General features: G+C 66.4%; 19 protein-coding genes and 1 pseudogene. 6 read left to right on the top strand and 14 right to left on the bottom strand.

Annotated elements, in window-relative coordinates:
• Nucleotides 1-6 precede the first annotated feature (6 nt).
• Together E6J58_16665 and E6J58_16660 are read right to left on the bottom strand one after the other, a co-directional pair.
• Nucleotides 7-411, bottom strand: a complete 405-nt coding sequence (locus E6J58_16665; protein TMB35445.1) for a hypothetical protein — start codon at nucleotides 409-411, stop codon at nucleotides 7-9.
• Nucleotides 412-725: 314 nt separating this feature from the next.
• A complete protein-coding gene (locus E6J58_16660; protein TMB35444.1) occupies nucleotides 726-2,258 on the bottom strand; it encodes an ABC transporter substrate-binding protein in 1,533 nt (510 codons plus the stop codon).
• 89 nt (nucleotides 2,259-2,347) lie between these two features.
• On the opposite strand from E6J58_16660, the gene E6J58_16655 reads away from it, so the two are divergent.
• Nucleotides 2,348-2,896, top strand: a complete 549-nt coding sequence (locus tag E6J58_16655) for a TetR/AcrR family transcriptional regulator (GenBank protein TMB35443.1) — start codon at nucleotides 2,348-2,350, stop codon at nucleotides 2,894-2,896.
• 77 nt (nucleotides 2,897-2,973) lie between these two features.
• Nucleotides 2,974-5,418 (top strand): ABC transporter permease, encoded by a 2,445-nt coding sequence (locus E6J58_16650; protein TMB35442.1) that lies wholly within the window; start codon nucleotides 2,974-2,976, stop codon nucleotides 5,416-5,418.
• A 439-nt stretch (nucleotides 5,419-5,857) separates the two neighbouring features.
• On the opposite strand, the gene E6J58_16645 is transcribed toward E6J58_16650, so the two are convergent.
• Nucleotides 5,858-6,475, bottom strand: coding sequence for an RNA polymerase sigma factor (locus E6J58_16645; protein ID TMB35441.1), 618 nt, complete (start codon nucleotides 6,473-6,475; stop codon nucleotides 5,858-5,860).
• Nucleotides 6,476-6,579: 104 nt separating this feature from the next.
• Here E6J58_16645 and E6J58_16640 point away from each other — a divergent pair, with 104 nt between their 5' ends.
• From E6J58_16640 to E6J58_16630, 3 genes and pseudogenes are all read left to right on the top strand, one after another.
• Nucleotides 6,580-6,939, top strand: coding sequence for a DUF3703 domain-containing protein (locus E6J58_16640; GenBank protein TMB35440.1), 360 nt, complete (start codon nucleotides 6,580-6,582; stop codon nucleotides 6,937-6,939).
• 61 nt (nucleotides 6,940-7,000) lie between these two features.
• The gene (locus tag E6J58_16635; protein ID TMB35439.1) at nucleotides 7,001-8,266 is read left to right on the top strand and encodes a hypothetical protein; all 1,266 of its coding nucleotides are present in this window, start codon (nucleotides 7,001-7,003) and stop codon (nucleotides 8,264-8,266) included.
• Nucleotides 8,267-8,330: 64 nt separating this feature from the next.
• Nucleotides 8,331-8,723, top strand: a pseudogene (locus E6J58_16630) (hypothetical protein).
• Between the two features lie 472 nt (nucleotides 8,724-9,195).
• Here E6J58_16630 and E6J58_16625 read toward each other — a convergent pair.
• Both E6J58_16625 and E6J58_16620 read right to left on the bottom strand, forming a co-directional pair.
• Nucleotides 9,196-9,528 (bottom strand): hypothetical protein, encoded by a 333-nt coding sequence (locus E6J58_16625; GenBank protein ID TMB35438.1) that lies wholly within the window; start codon nucleotides 9,526-9,528, stop codon nucleotides 9,196-9,198.
• A 97-nt stretch (nucleotides 9,529-9,625) separates the two neighbouring features.
• Nucleotides 9,626-10,741 carry a c-type cytochrome gene (locus E6J58_16620; protein TMB35437.1) on the bottom strand — a complete coding sequence of 372 codons (1,116 nt, stop codon included), beginning with the start codon at nucleotides 10,739-10,741 and terminating at the stop codon, nucleotides 9,626-9,628.
• Nucleotides 10,742-10,897: 156 nt separating this feature from the next.
• Between E6J58_16620 and E6J58_16615 the strand changes: the two genes are divergently transcribed.
• Nucleotides 10,898-11,404, top strand: a complete 507-nt coding sequence (locus E6J58_16615) for a DUF2938 domain-containing protein (GenBank protein TMB35436.1) — start codon at nucleotides 10,898-10,900, stop codon at nucleotides 11,402-11,404.
• 621 nt (nucleotides 11,405-12,025) lie between these two features.
• Here the strand turns inward: E6J58_16615 and E6J58_16610 are convergent.
• Genes E6J58_16610 through cobT form a run of 9 tightly spaced genes read right to left on the bottom strand, consistent with a single transcriptional unit; the run spans nucleotide 12,026 to nucleotide 20,074 of the window.
• Nucleotides 12,026-13,420 carry a cobyric acid synthase gene (locus E6J58_16610; GenBank protein TMB35454.1) on the bottom strand — a complete coding sequence of 465 codons (1,395 nt, stop codon included), beginning with the start codon at nucleotides 13,418-13,420 and terminating at the stop codon, nucleotides 12,026-12,028.
• A 23-nt stretch (nucleotides 13,421-13,443) separates the two neighbouring features.
• Nucleotides 13,444-13,953 carry a bifunctional adenosylcobinamide kinase/adenosylcobinamide-phosphate guanylyltransferase gene (locus E6J58_16605; protein TMB35435.1) on the bottom strand — a complete coding sequence of 170 codons (510 nt, stop codon included), beginning with the start codon at nucleotides 13,951-13,953 and terminating at the stop codon, nucleotides 13,444-13,446.
• Nucleotides 13,953-14,543, bottom strand: coding sequence for a cob(I)yrinic acid a,c-diamide adenosyltransferase (gene cobO / locus E6J58_16600; GenBank protein TMB35434.1), 591 nt, complete (start codon nucleotides 14,541-14,543; stop codon nucleotides 13,953-13,955). The genes E6J58_16605 and cobO overlap by 1 nt, the downstream gene beginning before the upstream one ends.
• Entirely contained in the window at nucleotides 14,521-15,255 is a 735-nt protein-coding gene (locus E6J58_16595; protein TMB35433.1) for an ABC transporter ATP-binding protein, read from the bottom strand. The genes cobO and E6J58_16595 overlap by 23 nt, the downstream gene beginning before the upstream one ends.
• Nucleotides 15,252-16,223, bottom strand: a complete 972-nt coding sequence (locus E6J58_16590) for an iron ABC transporter permease (protein ID TMB35432.1) — start codon at nucleotides 16,221-16,223, stop codon at nucleotides 15,252-15,254. Before E6J58_16590 ends, E6J58_16595 begins: the two co-directional genes overlap by 4 nt.
• Nucleotides 16,220-17,065 carry an ABC transporter substrate-binding protein gene (locus E6J58_16585; GenBank protein TMB35431.1) on the bottom strand — a complete coding sequence of 282 codons (846 nt, stop codon included), beginning with the start codon at nucleotides 17,063-17,065 and terminating at the stop codon, nucleotides 16,220-16,222. The genes E6J58_16590 and E6J58_16585 overlap by 4 nt, the downstream gene beginning before the upstream one ends.
• The gene (locus E6J58_16580) at nucleotides 17,062-17,628 is read right to left on the bottom strand and encodes a phosphoglycerate mutase (GenBank protein TMB35430.1); all 567 of its coding nucleotides are present in this window, start codon (nucleotides 17,626-17,628) and stop codon (nucleotides 17,062-17,064) included. Before E6J58_16580 ends, E6J58_16585 begins: the two co-directional genes overlap by 4 nt.
• The gene (gene cobS, locus E6J58_16575) at nucleotides 17,625-18,392 is read right to left on the bottom strand and encodes an adenosylcobinamide-GDP ribazoletransferase (GenBank protein TMB35429.1); all 768 of its coding nucleotides are present in this window, start codon (nucleotides 18,390-18,392) and stop codon (nucleotides 17,625-17,627) included. The genes E6J58_16580 and cobS overlap by 4 nt, the downstream gene beginning before the upstream one ends.
• A complete protein-coding gene (cobT, locus tag E6J58_16570; protein ID TMB35453.1) occupies nucleotides 18,389-20,074 on the bottom strand; it encodes a nicotinate-nucleotide--dimethylbenzimidazole phosphoribosyltransferase in 1,686 nt (561 codons plus the stop codon). Before cobT ends, cobS begins: the two co-directional genes overlap by 4 nt.
• Nucleotides 20,075-20,441 lie beyond the last annotated feature (367 nt).

The raw sequence follows: 20,441 nt of genomic DNA, 5'->3' as shown, positions 1-20,441 counted from the left end.
CCGCAGTCAGTCGAGTGGTTCGGAGACCGTCTTTGATTCGGTGCCTTTCATCAGCGTGATTTCCGCGATTGGGTGACCGTCCTTGAGCGATGGCGTAACGCTCGCCGCCTTGTATCCCTTGTTCGCCTTTACGGCCTTGGACACGGCGGCTTGCAGCGAAGTCTTGGCCTTGCTGATGGCTTCGTTTTGAGACTTGGCAGCGGTGAGGTCGTCGCCGCCGGTGATCGGTTCCGCCTTTGCCACCTTGCCGGTTTTGTGATCGACGATCACTTCGGAGAACGCATCTCCCTTCGCGGTGTACACCGAAAGCTGCAGCTTGCCGTTTTCGACCTCGTACTTTGCCGAGATGGGCGTGCCCTTGGCCTTGCTGGCGGCGATTCCACGCTCGAGCGAGACTTTGGCATCCTTCATGTTCGCGGCGAGATCAGACTTCTCCTCCGCGCTCGCGGACAACCCGAAAGTGGCGACGAACGTGGCGATGAGAAAGCTCCGCATGGGAATCCTCCTTCCGCCGCCTTCTAGACCAGCTGAATCAGATGTCAAACGACGTTTGTCGCAAGCGTATCAACGAGATCTGCATCCACCTCAGTGGCCGTAGAAGCTTGCGGATTGCCCGTTGCCTGATCCACCCATTGCCGCCTGGTTCACCTGGATGATCCGGTAAGCGCCTGCGAGGAGCGCGGCGATCAGCATCGATCCGATCGTCCACTTCGCGATGAGCCTGGTCATGGCTTCTCTCCCTGAGTGAGCAGTTCGGGCTTGCCGTTCTTGATCGTCCATACGGCCGGGCGTGAGCGGAAGGTGCCGCTCCCGGGCTCCCGCGTCACTCTTCCGGCTGTGCCGTCGTAGGCGGCCTTGCCGCGGATGTATTGGGCGACGCCCGCACCGCTCTCGAAGCCGTCCACCAACAGCTTCAGCGAGTCGTAGGCGTAAGGCATCATGTGGGTCGCAAACCTAGTGCCGGGATACCTCTCCTCGAATCGAGCCTTGAACCCGGCGTCGGCGAGGTTGCTGTCGGTATACCAGGCGCCTTCGAACAGCTCGGGCTTGCCGCTCACCGAGGGCGCGACCACCGACGCGATGTTGCGGATGCCCGCGTCCTTGAGCTGTTGTCCGAGAATGTCGAGCGCCCGGGGCATCGCTTCGACGAAGTAGACATCGGGCGCAGAGGCACTCGCGTCCGCGATCATCGATCGGAAATCGGTCGCTGATCCCGGGAATCGATTCGCGGAGGTGATCCGGATTCCACCCTTCGTCAGTTCGCCTTTCAGCGCGTTCACATGCCCGTCGATGCTCGGGTAGTCCTCGGTCAGCAGGGCGACGCTCTTGATCCCCCTTCTCTGCGCCTCCTCCACCCAGCGCATTGCCTCGTCCTCCGGAGCGGGAATGTTGGTGAAGTTGTAGACGCCGTCGCCGATGCTGGTGACCGAGCAAACGCAGAGGTGCGGGATCTCTGCGTAGCTCGCGTAAGGCTTGATCACCTGGCCCGGCAGCGAGATGCCGCCGACGATGGCCTGCACCTTGTCGACGCCGATCAGCTTCTGGATGGCGCGCCGGGTCTGGACGGCATTCGTTCCCGTATCCGCGATTACCAGTTCGTAGCGGTGCTTCGTTCCTTTGAGGTCCTCCTTGGCCAGTTCCACGGCTTTCAGGAAGGAACTGCCGAGCAGCGCGGCCGGGCCCTGCTTGGGAACGATGACGCCGATCTTGATCACATCCACCGCTGCCTCGCTGCGCCTCTTCGCGACCAGGTAGCCGCCGGCGGAGATCGCGGCGAGCACGAGTGCTCCTAGGGCCCACGCGGGGACCCTGCGCGTTTCGGAGCGGGCCGCGCGGATGAACCTGAACGTGTACCAAACCGCGAAGAGGCTGGAGATGGAGGCAAGAATCCCCGTAGCCTCGAAGGGAAAGCTTCCGATGGGCGCCCAGGAGAAGTATTGCCCGTACTGTACGAGCAGGAAGTTGCCGAGGAAGATCTTCAGAGTGCTCTTCCACATCCCGTCGATGAGGCCGAACCCGACGATGATCCAGGTGCTGACGAGTCCATAGCCGAGCAGCGCGAGCGGGCTCTTGGTGCGGCGAAACCACAAGAGCAGGGCGAGCGGCACTCCAATCGTCGCCAAGCCGAGAAACAGCGTGAAGAACCCCATCCGGTAGTAGTGGTGGATGGTCGTCATCAACGAGGTTGCGAGGACGGCTGCCAGCGAGAGCCGGGCGTATTTGTGCGTCATGATCGCCTCTTGATTCATCCTGGACACGGTGTGCAGGATCGTTACGAGGGGCTGATGCTCCGGCTTTCACCGCGGCGCCCGATCCTGGACGGCGGGGGCGGAGTGTCCAGCATCGCATGAGGGTTCCACGATCCACCGACCGGCGCGTCGTGCGAACGCGGGAAGCGCTTCGCGACGCGCTGATTGCGCTGATGGTCGAGCGCGGCTGGGACGAAGTCGGAATTCGCGACGTCTGCGCGCGCGCGAGCGTGGGACGCTCCACGTTCTACACGCACTTTGCCGACAAGGAGGAGCTGCTGCTCAGTGGCTATGACGACCTGCGGCGCATGCTCCGGTCGGTCGGCCGGGGCGACAGCCGCAAGCCTCTCGCGTTCACCCGCGGCCTGCTCGAGCACGCTCACGACAACAAGCGAATGTTCCGGGCCCTGGTGGGCAAGCGCAGCAGCCAGGTCGCGCAGACACGGTTTCTACAACTGGTCGTCGAGTTGACGCGAGAGGATCTCGCGGGCAACCGCGAGACGACGGTCCAGTACGTCGCCGGCGCGTTTTTCCAGTTGCTGATCTGGTGGGTCGACTCGCGCAGCGCTCTTTCACCCGAGGAGATGGACGCGATCTTCCAGCGCCTCACGAAGCCAGTACTCGCCGAGGCGCGCCTTGCCCGTTAGGGTCGAGCCCCGCCCAAGGTCTGTCCGAGAATGGGACGCCCGATCCCGAAGCCGAACCTAACTCAACAGAATCCTCCATGATTTCAAGGTTGAGAGCTGGCACCACCCTCGCTGCATTCCCAGCCATGGACAAGGTGCGCTTCGCCCTGCGGACCCTTTCGCGTGCGCCAGGATTCACCGTCGCCGCCGTCCTCGCTCTGGCGCTCGGTGTGGGAGGAAGCACGGCGATGTTCAGCGTGCTGCGCGGGGTCGTGCTGAAGCCATTGGCGCCGCCACACCCTGAAGAACTGGTGCGCCTCTACCAGCGCCCGGCGGGGAGTGAGGCGCGTTATCCATTCTCCGCGCCCGACTACATCGACCTGGCAAAAGGGAACGGCGCGTTCCAGTCCATCGCCGGCATCCGCGCGGAGCGACAGACGCTGACGGGACGCGGTTCGCCGATCCAGATCCGTGTCGCACGCGTCACCGGAAGCTTTTTCTCGATCTTGCGCCAGTGGCCTTCGATCGGACGAGCGCCGGGCGCTGAGGAAGACGTCGCCGGCGGCTCGCGCACAGTGGTGCTCACCGACGGATTCTGGCGACGGGAGTTCGGCGCCGATCCGTCTGCCGTGGGCCGCACCCTCGTTCTCGATGGTCGCGTCTACGTGATCGGCGGCGTGATGCCGCCGGACTTTCGCTTTCCGCTGCTCCGGCAGGCCGAGGTGCTCGTGCCGGCTGCGTTCGACCGCATTGAGCTGGAGCGCCGCGACCATTCCTGGATCACGGTCGTCGGCAGGCTCAAGGCCGGCTTCGGCATTCGGGAGGCGCAGGCTGATCTCGACCGCCTCGCGCCGCGCCTGGCGGAGCAGCTCGAAGAGCACAACGGGTGGCGCCAGGAAGCACAGCTGCTCCTCGACGACCTGGTCGGTCCGTTGAAGCCCGCGCTCATCGCCCTGCAGGGAGCGGTCTTGCTGGTGTTGCTGATCGCCTGTGCGAACGTTGCGAGCATGCTGCTCGCGCGCGGCATGGCCCGGCAGCGCGAGTTGGCCATTCGCGCGGCGCTGGGGGGCGGCCGCGGCGAACTGGTAGGGCATCTTCTGATCGAGTCCATGTTCGTGGCTCTGGCCGGCGGCGCTCTCGGGATGGTTCTCGCTGCCTGGGGCCTCGACGCGTTGCTCGCGCTCTCGCCCAAGGGAACGCCGCGCCTCGATGAAGTGCATCTCGACGCCGCGGTGCTCGGGTTCGCGCTGCTCATTTCCATAGTGGCGGGTCTCCTGGCAGGCCTCGCGCCGGCCCTGCAAGTCACTCAACCACGCTTGATGGACGTGCTCAGGAACGGAGCCAGCGGCAGCGGCGCGCGCGCACGCGCCCGCTCGGCGCTGGTCGTGGCGGAGATGGCGCTCGCCCTGGTGCTGGCCGCCGGCGCCGGGCTGATGATTCGCACGCTGGCTGTGTTGCTCGATGTGCGTACAGGACTGGCATCGCCGGAGCGCGTGCTGGTGGCCGACCTCGACCTGCCAGAGGCGCAGTACGGAAACGATCGCGTCTCGACTTTCGCCCAGCAACTCTTGCAGCGAGTCTCCGCTGTGCCCGGTGTGCGCAGCAGCGCGCTGTTGACGAACGTTCCTCTCGATCCACGGACGCAGTCTGCATTGGGCTTTCGCCTCGAGGGCGGCGAACAGCCGCCTCCCGGTCAGACACCCAAGGCGGAGGCAGTATGGGCCACGCCCGGGTATCTGGAGACGATGGGTATTCCCCTTCTTCGCGGCCGTGGTCTGCGCTGGACGGACTCCAACAGCACTCCCCGCATCGTGCTGGTCAACCAGGCGTTCGTGCGCCGCCACATTCCGAACGGCGAACCCCTCGGTCGACGCGTGTTGGACCTGCTCGCGCCGAACGACGCATGGGAGATCGCGGGCGTGATCGGCGACGTGCACACCAAGGGACTCGACCTCGCGCCTGCGCCACTGGTGGTGATTCCCCTGCTGCAGTTCCCGGTAACCTTCTTGCGGATTGCAGTCCGGGCCGAGAAGGGTGATCCGCTACAGTTGCTGCCGCCGCTCCGCGCCGAGGTGCTCGCGCTTGACAAGAATCTGCCCATCTCAGCGCCGCAGCCATTGTCGCAGGTCGTGATCGACTCGCTGGGCGAACGGCGCTTCCAGATGACGCTGCTCAGCGTGTTCGCGCTCGTGGCGCTCGCGCTCGCCGCTCTAGGCATCTACGGAGTGATGGCTTACTCGGTCGCGCAGCGCTCGCGCGAGATCGGTATTCGCATGGCGCTCGGAGCGGCCCCTCGGCGCGTGCTGGGGATGGTCGTGGCCGGCGGTTTGCGCCTCGCCGCGGCCGGAGTCGGATTGGGAATCATCGGCGCGTTGGCGGCTACTCGCGTTCTCTCCGCGTTGGTGTACGGAGTGAGCACCACGGACCCGCTGACGCTGGCATCGACTGCAGCCGTGCTCATCGTCTCGGCCGCTCTCGCGAGTTGGATCCCTGCCCGCCGCGCGACGCGACTCGACCCCACGCTATCGCTGCGTGCCGAGTAAGGCCCTTAGATTCGGGGAGGACTCATCGGCTTGGTGGTTGGCAGTCGCGACCGGCGCAGATTGCGAGGATCGGGTGAAGCCCGACGCGGCCACCTCGATCAATGAACCCGGCTCAGGGAGTGATGCGCGCTACAAGGTCGGCACGTTTTCGGGACCAGGTGTAATGCGGCGGGACGCGATGCGTTTGCCCCTGTGACAGTGCGCAAGACGGCGCGCTGCAAACAGGAGAAACCAATGACGAACGAGATCCAGAACCAGTGTCGGTGCGAGAGGGCGTCGTGTGGGTGCGCAAACGAAACGAGGGGACGTTGCATCTGCGGCGCCCAGTGCGCCTGCAAGCCGACCTGCCGGTGCGGCGCGAGCTGCGCTTGTAATGCCACGAAGTAGAGGTTTCGCCTCCGGGCGAAGGAGAGGCTGCGCCTCTCCTTCGTTCCGAAACTCAGGAGTCGCTCTCATGGCTGCATCCGCTGCTGCCTGGCTCGCCACACGTGCAATCGATGCAGCCACGCTCCGCGCAGGAGCCGCACCAGCGCACGACGCGCTTGCGAAGGGCTTCTCGAGCGCGGAAGACACGAACGCCAGCATTGTTGGCGGTAATGCCAGCTTCGACGGCGTAGTCCTGCACCGAGAGACCCTCGACGTCGATGCGACGCAGTGCCAACGCGTACTCGGTCTTCAAAGTTTCGGAGAGGCGCGAGACGCACCGGCAGACGGCGTTCCGCTCGTCGAGGTCGGGCTCTCCTTGCTCGTCGAGCTGGCGAGCGAGCACCGAAAGCGCGCGGTCGTTCGCGCCTCCCCGACGGTAGTGATCGATGACGGCGTTGCGCAACACCCGGTAGAACCACGCCACGGCGGACTCCGCGCTCTCGAGGGGCACCTTGTCGAGGCTACGCGCGAACGCTTCCTGGAGGACGTCCTCCGCCGTGTCGCGGTGGCCGACCCGCCTCTCGAGGAACGAGAGAAACGCGCGACGGTTCTCGACGAGCACCGAAGCTATCTCGCTTCTTGGAGGGAGCTCGGCAACTTTGCCGGTGGCCTCGCTTCTCCGCTCCTGCATTCGGTCCTCCAGACACAGAGAACAAGGATTGTACGCGCCGCCAGGAAGGGTGACCACGCCGATGTTCGTGCGAACGGGTATACCTGCTCGCAGGAGGAGCTGGCATGAATCCAGTCCGACGCAACGCTTTCGAGAAAGAGATCACGTTGGCCCGAGGACTCATGCGCCGAAACGAGCACGACGAGGCGTTCGTTCATCTTGAGCGGGCTCATGTCCTCGGCCAGCAGAACGCCGCCGCACACGTGCTGTCACACTGGCTCATGCTCAGGGTTGCGGTTCATCGTCGCGAGCCCGCCGCAATACTCGGGCAGGCTGCGCGCATTGTGCTTGGTGCGGTTGGCTCGATCGTTGGATCCGTTCCCACCGGCAATACGGGTGGTACGAACATCAGCATGTTCAAGCATCTTCCCATCGCCTCCGAGCTCTTGAAGATCATGGAAGGCCACCGCCCCACGAACTCATGACCGTGGTCGAAGCTTGAGCCCAGGACCCGGTCGAGCGTGAAGCCGGCCAGAGAGGATTACGATGCGCACGCTTGTGAGAGTCGTCGTGTATGTGCTCGCGTTCCTGGCCCTTCCGCTGGGCGTCGGATACTTCGGGTTGCGGTCCGCACTCGCTACTTACCTGGCGCCAACCCCGATACAGCCCGTGGGGCGTGATTTCCCGACACCACCAGAACTGGATCCGCAAAAGCCCACGGTGGCGGTCGTGCTTGGAAATGGCGTGACTGAGGTCGGCGATACGCTCGCTCCATACGTTGCGTTCAAGACCGCAGGAGCGTTCAACGTGATCACGGTAGCCGACCGGAAGATTCCCGTCGCGCTGTCGGGCGGCCTCGATGTCGTGCCCCACTTCACGTTCGGGGAGCTTGACGCCCGACTCGGGCGGGATCCTGATCTGATCATCATCCCGAACATCGTGAACGTTCGCGGCAACGAGGCGGTGCGGAATTGGGTCCGGGGCCACGGAGCTGGCCGAAGCATGGTGATGAGCGTTTGCGCCGGTGCCGAGATGTTCGCCGCGACGGGACTGATCGATGGCCGGCGCGCAACGACCCATTGGGGAGACATCGGACGAATCGAGCGCAGCTACCCACGCGTGCAGTGGGTGCGCGGTCAGCGGTACGTCGACGACGGCCAGTTCGTCAGCACGGCGGGAATCCTGTCCGGAATCGACGGCTCACTTCACATGATCGATCGGCTGCGCGGAAGGGAGCTAGCCCTGCACGTCGCCCGCGCGCTTCATTACGACGGTGCACGCTTCCTCGACGACCCGACAATGCCTCAGTTCGAACGGGACCGACGCGACGCGATCGTCTTCTTGAACGCCGCTTACGGATGGGATCGCGGAGCCCTGGGCATGGCGCTTTACGACGGCATGGACGATCTCCTGCTCGCGTCTATTTACGACACGTACGGTATCTCCTTTGCGCTCTCTAGCGTCGCATCTCGCGGAGCGCTCATCACAACGCGACACGGGCTGCACCTCGTGGCGCGGCGGACCTCCCAAGAGTGGTCGGCGTCGGGTGGAACGCTCTTGCCGGACCGTGCTGAGGGGCAGCGATTTCCCTTCGACGCAGCGCTTGAGGACGTCGCTCGGCGGCAAAACATCCCCACCGCGGAATTTGCGGCGAAACGCCTCGAATATCGCTCGGTGCCGGCGTTGCATGGTCGTGGCTGGCTGCTGGTCGGAACGCTATACCGTCCTCTTCTGCTAGGCCTCGTGGCTTTGGTAGTAGTTTTCGTACTGGAGCGCGTTGTTCTGCGAAGGCCACGGGTTCTCCCCGCATGAACAGCGGCGATGGACGCCAACTGCAATTGAACATCGGCTCAGGCGAGGAGAGACGGGGAGCAAAATGGAATACGTCATCGGTGTCGCTCTCGCACTAGCAGTATCTGTCCTGGCCACAGCAGTTGGTTTCGATCGTGATCGCGCATTCTATCCTGTCATCGCGATTGTGATTGCGTCCTACTACGGCCTATTTGCCATCATGGGCGGGTCGACTCGGACGTTGATGGCGGAATCGATCGTCATCACGGGGTTCGTGTTGATTTCGATCCTCGGATTCAAGCTCAATCTTTGGCTCGTCGTCGCGGCCTTGCTTGCTCACGGTGTTTTCGACTTCATCCACGCGCACTTGATGTCAAACCGTGGCGTGCCCGCATGGTGGCCCGGGTTCTGCCTGACCTATGACGTCGCGGCAGCAGGCTATCTGGCTTGGATTTTGAGACGGTCGCGAGTTGACGCCAGGATGGCGGTGCGGTTCAAACCGGAGACCCACAAGCCGGCCCCGGACATCGGCGCCGTCTCGTGAGTCACTTCACATGTCCCTCGACTCTGGCACCGATGAGTGAGCCACCGATGGACGCAGGCCCTCATACCTACTGCGTTGCGCGGCGACGAACGCAGCGAGGTCAGCAGCAGCGACGCGGATGGCATTCAGGTTTGAACCCGGTGTTCCGCTCCAAGTCTTCCTGCGCCCCGCTGGACAATCGGCCGGGCTTTCTTTTTTTGTTTCCGCGCATAGTTTGCAACGCCAGCCCGTCGCCGATAAACCGCACCGACGAGGCGCGCGCAAAGAACCGCCGCGCCGAGATCGCCGACCCACGCTGCGCGCCGACGGGCAAGTAGATTTGCTGCGAAAGGGCGTATGGTTCTTGCCCGATTCCTCGAACGGCGGCCTAGTGTGCCTGCGCGCCTGTCAAAGCTGCCGGGCCCGATCATTTCTGGGCTGATTCAATCTCGTCCTTCGTCGCGCAGAGTTTCAAGATCGTTGCGAGCCTGCGCGGAGCAACCTGCCGCAGCGGCTCGACGACATCCGCCACGCCGCGTGCGATCGACATGCTCATGGCTCTCCGGACCAGCTCCGGGTGGGCTTCTTCGAAGCACCTGTAAGGAAACCGTTCGTGGCTCAGATATGGAATCCCGCGCTCCGGCACCGACGACGGCCCACGATCCACCAGCATGTCCCGCATCAATTCGGCCAGCGCGTCATCGGCGCGGTCCGGCCGGCGCGTGCCGGTGACCCCGAGAAGACGACGCACCTCGCCCACGTTGACGCCTTTTGCGTAGCGAATGAGCTCGAGCGACCGCGTCGCGCTCCGTCTGGATGACTCGCATGGAGACGACCGGGCCGCCTCGACTTGAGGCTTACGGCGTAGACGAGAGCTCGCGCGCCGGCACCTGCTTGTGCACCTGCCGCAGCGTCCGCAGGTACGCGATGAGCGCGTCGAGATCCGCGTCGGTCATCGCCGCGAAGTGTGGAATGTAGCTCGACATCGGAAACGCCATCGGCTTTCCGTCCTCGAGGCGCAGGCCCTTGCGGAGCGCGTCCTTCACCCGCGCGTCGTCATACTTCGCGATCCCGAACTCCGGATCGGGCGTCAGGTTCGTGGCCCACACCTTGCCGACGCCCCGGGTGGTGAACGGCTTGTCCGAACCGCCCATGAACGCGTCATCGTCCTCGCCTTTCGGCCCCCGGCTGCCGAGCGCGTGGCACTCTTCGCAGTGGGCGAGATACATGACGTACTTTCCGTAGGCGACTCGGTCCTTTCGATCGGGCATCGGCACGTTCCTGGCCGGCGCGTGGTGTACGAAGCCGAGCCGAATTGCCCACCTGGCCATGAAGGGGATGTCACCATCGAACCAAGGCCGGTCCGGCCGCGCCTTCGGCACCGTGCGCAGGTAGGCCACGATCGCGCGCACGTCGGAGTCGGACATGTGCTGGTAGCTGAGGAACGGCATCACCGGGAAGAGCAGCGTCCCTTCGTCGTCGACGCCGTCGCGGATGGCGCGCGAGATCCGATCGTCGGACCACTTGCCCAGGCCGGTCTCCGCGTCCGAAGTCAGGTTCGGGACGTAGAGCTTGAAGTTGCCGACGTCCTCGAGCGTGTTGCCGCCGGCGAGGTAGCGCTGCGGCTCCTCGGGATCGGTGAGCAGGCCGCTGGCGCGGCCGGTGTGGCACGCTCCGCAGGCAGTGACCGCATCGACGAGGTACTTGCCGCGGGCGACTTCGTCGGGCGTGGTGGGAAACGGCTCGCTGCTGGTGTCGCGAACGAGACTTCCCGTACAGCCGGCGATCAGCAAGCCGACGAGCGCGGATTTCATTGGAATCCTCCTGGCGCCCCGTACAGCGCTGCAGGAGGGAATGCGTCCGGCGAACGGTTCCACTGTCTGATCGACGGCTGTAGCGTTTTCCTCGCGCAGAGTCTCAATGGGCGGCAGCAAGGAGGCCGCCTTGCGTTGGTCAATGCAACTACTGATCATCGCGGATGGCGGGCTGCCTCGTTGCCAAGGCGAAGGTCGCCGGTTCGAGCCCGGTGTTCCACGCAACCGAGGGCTGACATCGGGAAACCGTTTGATTATCGCAGCCCCAGAGGGAAAGTTACTTGTCGATGCTGATGGCCTTCCGAAGGAATTACCGTGAGTGAGAAAGTCGAATTCGTCCTGCGCACGATTCTGATCGGAGTTGGCGCCACAGTGGTGATGGACGCATGGGCCTTTCTGCTTAGACAGTTTGGAATACCGCCCTTGAATTTCGCTTTCCTGGGGCGCTGGATAGGTCACCTTCGCCGACGGCAATGGATGCATGAGAGCATAGCCAGGGCAACGCCCGTGAGAGGCGAGGTGCTGATGGGCTGGTGTGCACACTACTCGATTGGGATAACGTTCGCCGCTCTCCTGCTGTCGACGTTCGGCTTGAAGTGGGCCCGATCGCCGTCTTTGCTTCCCGCGCTCCTCATTGGGATCGTGACGGTGTTAGCGCCATTGCTTATCTTGCAGCCGGCACTGGGAGCAGGGATCGCATCCTCCAAGACGGCAACCCCTCTCTTCAACAGCATGAAAAGCCTAGCCACACACACGGTCTATGGCTTTGGCCTGTATCTCGCTGCTCTCGCAACAGCTTCGCTCATCCCCGCAGGAAAGTGAGTAGCGCCGCAATTGCGGCGGCGGTCCCGGCATCGATCTGAAAGTGACACCCACCTTCAAGGCAGGCACGTTCACGATGCGTCCTTCCTCGCGGCAATTTAGATTAGCGCGTCGAACCAGGGCAGCGATCGATTCCCCGATCGCAGGAATCGGCTTGAGTCACGTCGTCACCTCGCTGATTCGCTCCAGCCTGGGAGGCTGGTCGTCTTTTTCTTTGCATGCCACATGAGGCTCACGCCGAACGTCAAGAGCCAGATCGACCACACCGCAAAGGCGATCATCGGCAGCGGCTTGAGCAAAGCGCTGACCAGAGGGACCTTACCCGCTCGCGCGCGGCAGCCCGAGCTAGACACCACTGCGGCGCCCATCCGCGATCGTCGCGAGCAAAGGCACAGTTCCGCAAATGGTTTCCGTGCCCGAGTACGGACAAGCACAGCGGTGCCTGCCCGGGCTGGGTGATCGATCACATCGCCCCCTGACGCGAGCAGAAGCGGAGAGAGCAGTCCAGGCGGCCGAGGCGCAGCAGGCGCCGTGAGCACCGTCATGTCGCAGGAGTCGTCGCCCTGCAAGGGCCGGCCATGACCCAAAAGGGTGATAGCAAAATTCGACCCCATCCCTGCCTCAAAGAGCGATTAGATCGCGCGCCCAACCGGATTCGTCGATCAGGTCGGCGACCCGGTCGAGATCTGCGCGGATGCGCTGGTCCCACTCGGCGGTCGCGCCGCTCCATCCGAGCGAGCGGAGGAAGTGAAGCCGATAGGAGGTGTTCTCGAACAGGCCATGCAGGTAGACGCCTGCGACGTTGCCCTGGCGAAACCCGAGGCCGCCATCCAGGTGTGTCTCGACGTGAGCGTCGGCGGCCGTCTGGCCAAGGTGGATCTCGTACCCCTCGATCCAGCCGCAGTCCGCGGAATGCACTCGCGTCCTTCGTGTCGTCTTCTCGCCGGCGAAGGTCGTCTCGACGTCGAGCAATCCCAACCCCTCGGCGTCTCGCCCCTCGATCCGCTGGGGATCGCGGACCCGTCTGCCCAGCATCTGCAGGCCGCCGCAGATCCCCAGGATGGGGACGCCGGCTCTGGCCAGCGAGCAGATCCGAGCGGCGAGTCCGCTGCGACGGAGGTAATCCAGGCTTGCCGCCGTGTTCTTGCTCCCGGGGAGAAGGACCGCGCCCACTCCCTCCAGTCCTTCCGGCCCCTCGATCGGCACCACATCCACGCCTTCCTCGTGCACCAGCGGGTCGAACTCGTCGAGGTTCGACGCGTAGGGGTACAGCACCAGCGCCACCCGTGTTGCACCCGTCCGCCAGTTCGGCCGATGGAAGAACGCGTCCTCCTCGGGCAGCAAGTGTCGCCGATACGGGACCAGCGCCGATGTGGGAATGCCGGTCCGCGTCCGCAGCCATTCTCGCGCGTCGAGCAGGAGCGCCGGATCGCCGCGGAACTTGTTCAAGACGAATCCGCGGAGGAGCGCGCGGTCCCGCGGCTCCAACGTCTCCCAGGTCCCGAGCAGGTGCGCGAAGGCGCCGCCCCGATCGATGTCCGCGATCAGGTAGCAGGCGGCGCCTGCGTGTCGCGCGACGGCGAAGTTCACTACATCTCCCGGCATCAGATTCGGTTCCCCCGGGCTGCCCGCGCCCTCCAGCACGATCCGCTCGAAGTCCCCGAGCAGGGAATCGAGTGCGCCCGCGATGGCAGGCCAGAGCCGATCCCGACGCTCGAGCCAAGGCATCGCGCTCAACCGCGAATCGTAGCGGCCCAGGACCACGACCTGGCTGCGCGTGTCCGATTCGGGCTTGAGCAGGACCGGATTCATCCGGGCCTCCGGCGGCACGCCGGCGGCGAGGGCCTGAAGGTACTGGGCGCGTCCGATCTCCGATCCGTCCGCGCACACGCCCGCGTTGTTCGACATGTTCTGCGCCTTGAACGGCGCCACTCGCTCCCCCCGCCGCGCGAACCAGCGGCACAGCGCCGCGGCGAGGAACGATTTCCCGGCATCGCTACTGCAGCCGAGCACCATGATCGGGCGTTTCGGGATCGCCGTCACTTGAGGCGCAGCGGCCGGCCGGCGATCAGGAGCCAGGCCTCGTCGGCGGCTTCCGCCGTCCGCTGACCGAGCCAGCCATTGAGATCGCGGAAGCGGCGCAAGAGCATGGAATCGGGCACCGGCGCCCAGCCCACTTCATTGCCGACGATCACGGCCGGCCACGCCGCCCGCCGCAATGCGCCGAGCTCCTCGTCCCACGCCGCCAGGATCTGGTCGTCGGTCGAGTCCAGCCGGTCGCTCATCCAGAGGGTGACGCAGTCGAGCACCACGCCACTCGGCGGCGGCAGGATGCTCGCGAGTGCCGCGCTGACGCTATCGGGCGCCTCGATGGTGCGCCAGGAAGGTCGTTCGCTCCGGTGGACGCGGATGCGGTCGTCCATCTCCGGATCGCCGGGCCTGCAGGTCGCGACGAAGACCACCTCGGGTCCCCACTCGCGCGCGCGAGCCACCGACCAGCGGCTCTTCCCGCTCCGCGCCGGACCAGTGACGAACAGGATCGTTCCCATCAGAACTCGATCCCCGGCTGCGCCCGGATGCCTTCCTTGAAGGGGTGCTTGATCTCCTTCATCTCGGTCACCAGGTCCGCGATCTCGATCAGCGCCGGAAGAGCGCCGCGGCCGGTGACCACCACGTGCAGGTCCTCGCGCTTGTTCCGCAGGGCCTCGATCACTTCGGCGGCGGGGAGGTACTCGTAGGACAGGACGATGTTCAACTCGTCGAGCAACAGGAACTTCAGCTCGGGGTCCGCCAAATGTCGCCGCACCAGCGCCCACCCGGCCCGGGCGCACTGCGTATCCTTCTCCCGGCTTTGCGTGTCCCAGGTGAAGCCCTGGCCGACCTTGTCCCACCGCAGGCGTGGAGACTTGAGCAGGGACTCTGCAGTCCCGCGGCCGCCCTTGATGAACTGGACCACCGCGCATTTGAAGCCGTGGCCGAGCGAGCGCAGCAACATGCCCAGGGCGGCGCTGGTCTTTCCCTTTCCGTCGCCGGTGTGGACGATGATCAGTCCCTTGCGGCGGCGGGCGGCGGCCATCTTGCTGCGCATCTGCTTCTGCAAAGCCTTCATCTCCGCTTCATGCTCGTTCGCGTCTGTCATCGGGGAGCTCCAGATGAAGGGAAACAGCAGGGCGTGCACGCACTCCGAAGACTTTGAGGATGGCAGCGGGAGTGAGCACTTCCTCCGGGCGGCCATCGGCGACCAACCGGCCGAGCTGGAGCAGAAGGACGCGGTCGAACGAGCGCGTCATGCGCAGGTCGTGGAGGCTGACGAGGAGCGCAGCGCCGCCGTTCGCGAATCGGCGCGCCAGGGCCATGACCTCGAGAGCGTGCCGCACGTCCAACTGGGCGACGGGCTCGTCCCAGAGCTGCAATCTAGCCCCGGTCGCGACCGCGCGTGCAAGGCTCACCCGTTGGCGCTCGCCCCCGCTGAGCCGGGTCACCGGCCGGTCCGCCAGATCTCGAAGGTCGAAGGCGGTCAGCGCATCATCGACGCCGCTCCCATCGTCGGCCCACATGTAGCGCCCCTGGGCGACCACTTCCCGGACGCTGAAGGCGAACTGGAAGCTCGCTTCCTGCGGCACCCAGGCCAGGCGTCGCGCCCGGTCGATGACGGCGATGCGCGGCAGCGTCCGTCCATCCAGCTCGACGTCGCCGCCGGCCGGCAGGAGTCCCGCGGCCGCCTGGAGCAATGTCGACTTGCCGCTCCCGTTCGGGCCGACGACGGCTGCCAGGGTGCCGTGCCGCAGCGCGAAGGACACGCCGTTCAGTCGGCCGGGCACCGTCAGCGCGCGGACCGTCAGAGCGCTCATGCCAGCGTCCTCAGCATCCAGAGGAAGAACGGACCGCCCACGAGCGCCGTGATCACGCCAAGGCGCAGCCCGCCCGGGAGGAGGCGCGTCGCCACGTCGCAGGCGAGCGTCAGGACCGCTCCGCCCATCATCGAGGCGGGAAGGAGTCTCCGGTGATCGGGACCGAGCGACAGCCGCAAGAGGTGTGGAACGACCAGCCCGACGAAGCCGACCACTCCCGCGACGGAGGTGGCGAGCGCGGTGAGCAGGGTAGAGAGAACGACGAGCCTCCAACGCACCCGGCGCACGTCCACGCCCAGGCTCTGCGCGCTCTGCTCGCCGAGGCTGATGAGATTGAGGTCGCGCCCCAGCGGCAGCAGGAGAACGCAGGCGACCACGATGGAAGGAATGCCGATGATCACGTGCTCGGCCGTACGGCTCTCGAGCCCGCCCATCAACCAGAAGAGGATCTGGCCGCTGAGCTCGAGGCGGCCGGCATTGGCCGAGAGCACGAACGCCGTCCCCGCGTCCAGGAGAGCATTCAGCGCGATTCCGGAGAGGAGCAGTCGCTCCGTCGCGGCGCCTCTCCGGGCGAGCACGACCACGGCCGCCGTGGCGGCGAAGGCGCCCGCGATGGCCGCGAGCGGGACGGTCCAAAGCGCATGCCCGATTCCGAACGCCAGCACCGACACTGCACCCAGCGCGGCGCCGCTGGAAACACCAAGCAGTCCCGGGCTCGCCAGCGCGTTGCGGAAGAACGCCTGCATCACGACGCCGCTCGCCGCCAGCGCGGCGCCGACGGCTGCTCCGACCAGCGATCGCGGCAGACGGAAATCGCGGACGATCGTCACGGCGATGGGATCTCCCCGGCCGCGAAGCGCCTGCGCGACGTCCGTGAGCGGGAGCCGCACCTCGCCGAGCGCGAGCGACGCGAGAAATGCGGCCGGCAGCAGCGAGACCAGCAGCCAGGTGACGAGCCGTCGCTTCACGGGAAACGCTCCGGGTGCAGTTTGCGGGCAAGCGCCTCGAACGCCGCGACGCGATGGTGAGTGACGCTCGCCATCAGCGGCCCGGGAAGAAGGACCAGCTGGCCGGCCCTCAGCGCCGGCAGGTGCCGGTAGGCCGGCATCTGCCAGAGCCGGGCCTCCAAGCCGGCTCCCTCGTTATCCGAGGCGATCAGCAGCTCTGGATTCCAGGTGAGCAGCTTTTCATCGGGGGTCGAGGCATGCCCGACGAGGCCCGCTTCGGCGGCCACGTTGATCGCGCCGGCGTGGTCGCAGAGATCCTGGAACGTGGTTTGCGAGCCTGCGGTGAATGGATAGGTGCTCACCGCCAGCACGCGGACCGGTTTCACTCCCTCCAGCTTGCGGGCGAGCTCGGCTACGCGCTGTTTCGTGCTCCCGATGAGCTTCTCGGCGCGATCGGAATGGCCGAGCGCGGCGCCGATGGCGCGGATGTTCGCGTAGACGTCCTCGAGCGACTCGAAGCGCTCGACGACGATCAGCCTCACGCCCGCGCGGCGGAGGAGCGCGAGCGTGGGCGCCTCCGTGTAACTGGCGACCAGCACGAGGTCCGGACGGAACCGCATGACACTCTCCGCATCGTTGCTCTTCAGCGTGGGATACGCCGCCGCCTCGCTTGCGTTCAGGCTGTAAGCCCGGTCGCGGCCAAGGTGGCTGAGGGCGGCGATTTGCCCCGGATCGGCCAGGGCGAGCAGAAGCTCGTCGGTGCCGACGGTGTGGCTGACCACCCGCTGCGCCGCGGCTGGCGCACCTCGCGCCACCGCCAGCGCGCAAAGAAGGATGGTCCAAGCTCGAAGCGGGATCTTCATCGGTGCGAATCTCGAGCGATGGGAAGGGCCAGCCACTCGAGATGCGGAATGGGCTGGTGGAGCGCTTCGTCCCAGGTGGCGCCTGCCCCGAGCACGCGCAGGGCACGGATGACGCCCGCGTGACCGACCAACGCCAAGGTCTCGATGTCGCCGTGAGCGCCGCGTTCACCTGCCCACGCGCGGACGCGACCTTCGAAAGCCACGAGAGATTCGCCGCCCGGCGGACCGACGTCGCGCCAGGAGGCGAGCCATGCTTCGTAGCGGACGCGATCCCGGCGCTCGATCTCGTTCCAGCCGCGGCCCTCCCATTCGCCAAAATCGATTTCCGCCAGCCTGTCGTCGATGCGCAGGACGGCCTTCAGGAGCCGGGCAAGCTCGTCAGCCACTTCGCGGCAGCGCCGCAACGGACTCGTCCAGACCGCCAGCGGGGTCGTGCTCGGGAGCGCGAGCGAAAGACGCCTCGCGCTCGCGCGCGGGTCCTCGCCCGGGGGCAGGTCGAGCCTCCCGTAACAGCGGTTGGTGACCGCGACCGCGGCATGCCGCGCGCACAGGAGGAGGCTCATCGGACGCCGCTTCCCCGCCAGAGAGCAAGCGTGAGCAGGAGGGTGCACTCCACCACCTGCTCCGTGGCGCCGAGGAAGTCTCCCGTCAATCCGCCGGCCCGCCGCATGAAGCGGACGCCGCACGCGACCGCGGTCAGGCCGGCGATCGCGAGCAGGCCCACCAGCAACCTCCAGTCGAGGAATCCGGTAACGGCGGCCGCGCCGAAGAGCAGCGCGATCCAGCCGCTCGCGACCGCCACCTGCGCCGCCCCAGCGCGCACCACAGCGCTGCTCTTCGCGCCTTCCGGCGACACCGAAGGCAAGATCGCCATCATCCACACCGGCGGAAGACGCGCCAGCGCTTGCGTCAGCAGCAGCGCCAAGGGCGCCAGTCCGGCAAGAGCGGAGAGGAGCGCGACCCGCAGGAGAAGCGCCATGCAGAGGGCCGCCGCGCCGAAGGTCCCGATGCGGCTGTCGCGCAGGATCACGAACAGCTTCTCGCGATCGGAAGCGCCGCCCAGCGCGTCGGCGGTATCCGCGAGGCCGTCCTCGTGGAAGGCGCCCGTGAGCAGCATTCCGGCGGATACGGCGAGAGCGGCCGACACCACCGGGCCGGCGCGCGCGGAGACCAGCATCACCCCCGCGAGGACCGACCCCAGCACCGCACCCACGAGCGGAAAGTGCGCGGAGCTCCAGCGCAAGTCCTCCGCAGTGAATGCCGGTCCGCCCACCGGCAGCCGGGTGAGGAAGGCAAACGCAGCCGGCACCGCGCGAAGGACGGTCATGGGGCGCCGCCGTCCGGGACGCCCGCCGAGGCGAAGGTCGCCATGCGCACGTGGAGCGCGCAGGCGTGATCGAGGAGGGACAGCGCGAGCAGCGCTCCGCTCGCCTCGCCCAGGCGCAGCTCGAGGTCGAGGAGGGGTCTTGCTTCCATCGCCTCCAGGACGCGGCGGTGCCCCGGCTCGGCAGAGCGGTGCGCGAAGAAGAGGGATCTGCGCACCGCGGGCGCTGTCCGCACCAAGGCAAGGACCGCCGTGGAAACGATGAAGCCGTCGACGAGGATCGCCATTCCACGCTCGCAGGCGCGCGCGGCGGCTCCGAACAGCGCGGCGATGTCGCGCCCGCCCAGCCGGCGAACGGCCTCCAGGGACGAACCGACCTTGCCGACGCGTGCGAGCGCGTCGCGCACGACCGCTCTCTTCCGTGCCAGCGCGGCACCGCTCACGCCGGTGCCGGCGCCCACGAGCGTATCGGCGTCCGCACCGCGCGCGTCCAGGAGCATTGCGGCCACCGCCGAGGCGGCGGTGGTGTTTCCGATTCCCATCTCGCCCAGGGCTAGCACCAGAACGCCCGCGGGCAATGCGTCCACCGCGGCCGCCCCGGCCAGGACGGCGCGGGCGAACGTCGCCTCGCTCATCGCGTCCTCCACCCTCAGGTCGCCCACTTCGTCTCGAGCCACGGGCGCGCGGGCGAGACGAATGTCCTGCTCGAACGCGAGATCGGCGCCGTCTCGCACGCCGACGTCGACGATGTGGAGCGGAACCCGGAGCTCTTTGGCCAGGACGCTCGCCGCCGCGCCGCCGGCGACGAAGTTGCGCAGCATCGCCGCGGTGACTTCCACGGGATAGGCTGAGACGCCGTGCCGGGCGACCGGATGGTCGGAGGCGAACACGATCGCGGCCGCGGGCCGCGAAGCCGGCAGCGCAGTTCGTTGCAGCCCGGCGAGCCGCACGGGAATGTCCTCGAGCAGGCCGAGGCTCCCGCGGGGTTTGGTCAGGCGCTGCTGGCGCGCCCGGGCCAGCTCCGCGGAGGCGAGGTCGAACGGCGGGACGACGACTTTCACGGCCTCGCCCCTTTTCTGAAGTCCACGCCGACAATGTTTCCGGCGATGAAGTTGCTGACGATCGCTTGGTCGTCGTCGAGCGGCAGGATGTTCCAGGGGTTCGAACCGTCGCCGGTGTTGACCTCCGCGACCAACATCTTCGCCGGGTCCTTCACGGACAGGTCGAGCTTCTGCACCGTGTTGGTGGCGGACGCCACGGTATAGAGGAACTGGCCGCGTGCGCGCACGTCCTGCAGCGCGGCGCTCTTGCCGAAGGAGAAGAAGTTCACCTCGGCAATCATCGTCTGCGCGCCGATCGTCACCATCGTAAGGGTGCCGCTCACTGAGTTGACCACCGCCAGACGGCCGTCGCCGGCGACGGTCATCGCGGTAGGCTGGGCGCCGACCAAGACCTTGTCGCCCTTGACGGCGCCGCTCTGCGGGTCGAGCCGGACCAGGTAGCCCTCGTCCGCTCCACAGAGCGCGAACAGATCGTTGCCGTTCACCAGCAGATCGGCCACGTACGTCAGCGACGCGGGGCAGGGCAGCTGGATGGCGGGGTGACTTTCGTCCGCGCCGTCGGCCAGCGCGAACGTGCTCCGGTCGAGGCTGTAGAGGCGCGCGGAGCCGAAGTCGCCCACCCATATCTTGCTTGGACCACTGGCGACGTACGACGGCTGGAAACCCGCCGGTGGCGATGCCTTGCGGAGCGGCGCGTTCGTGGCCGGATCGACCTCGATCACCGCGCGTCCGCGTAACTCCTGCGCGGAGAACGAGCCGGCGCAGACCACCAGCAGCAGGTTGCCGTCGTTTCTCACCACGCCGCTGTTGGTGCAGGCGTGATCGTCCGCGCCGCCGGGCAGGATCACCGTCCTGACACCGGTCTCCGGCTGGACCCGGACCAGCATGCCGGGACCCCCAGGCGCGAAGTTGTCGTCGAGGTTGGTCAAGGAAACGAAAGCGGATCCACTTGGTCCGGACGCGATGACGGCAGGCGCGGGCCGGGTGGGAT

This window comes from Deltaproteobacteria bacterium (genome assembly GCA_005879535.1).
Classification (GTDB): domain Bacteria; phylum Myxococcota; class Myxococcia; order Myxococcales; family 40CM-4-68-19; genus 40CM-4-68-19.
This window is presented reverse-complemented; position numbering and strand designations above follow the sequence as displayed.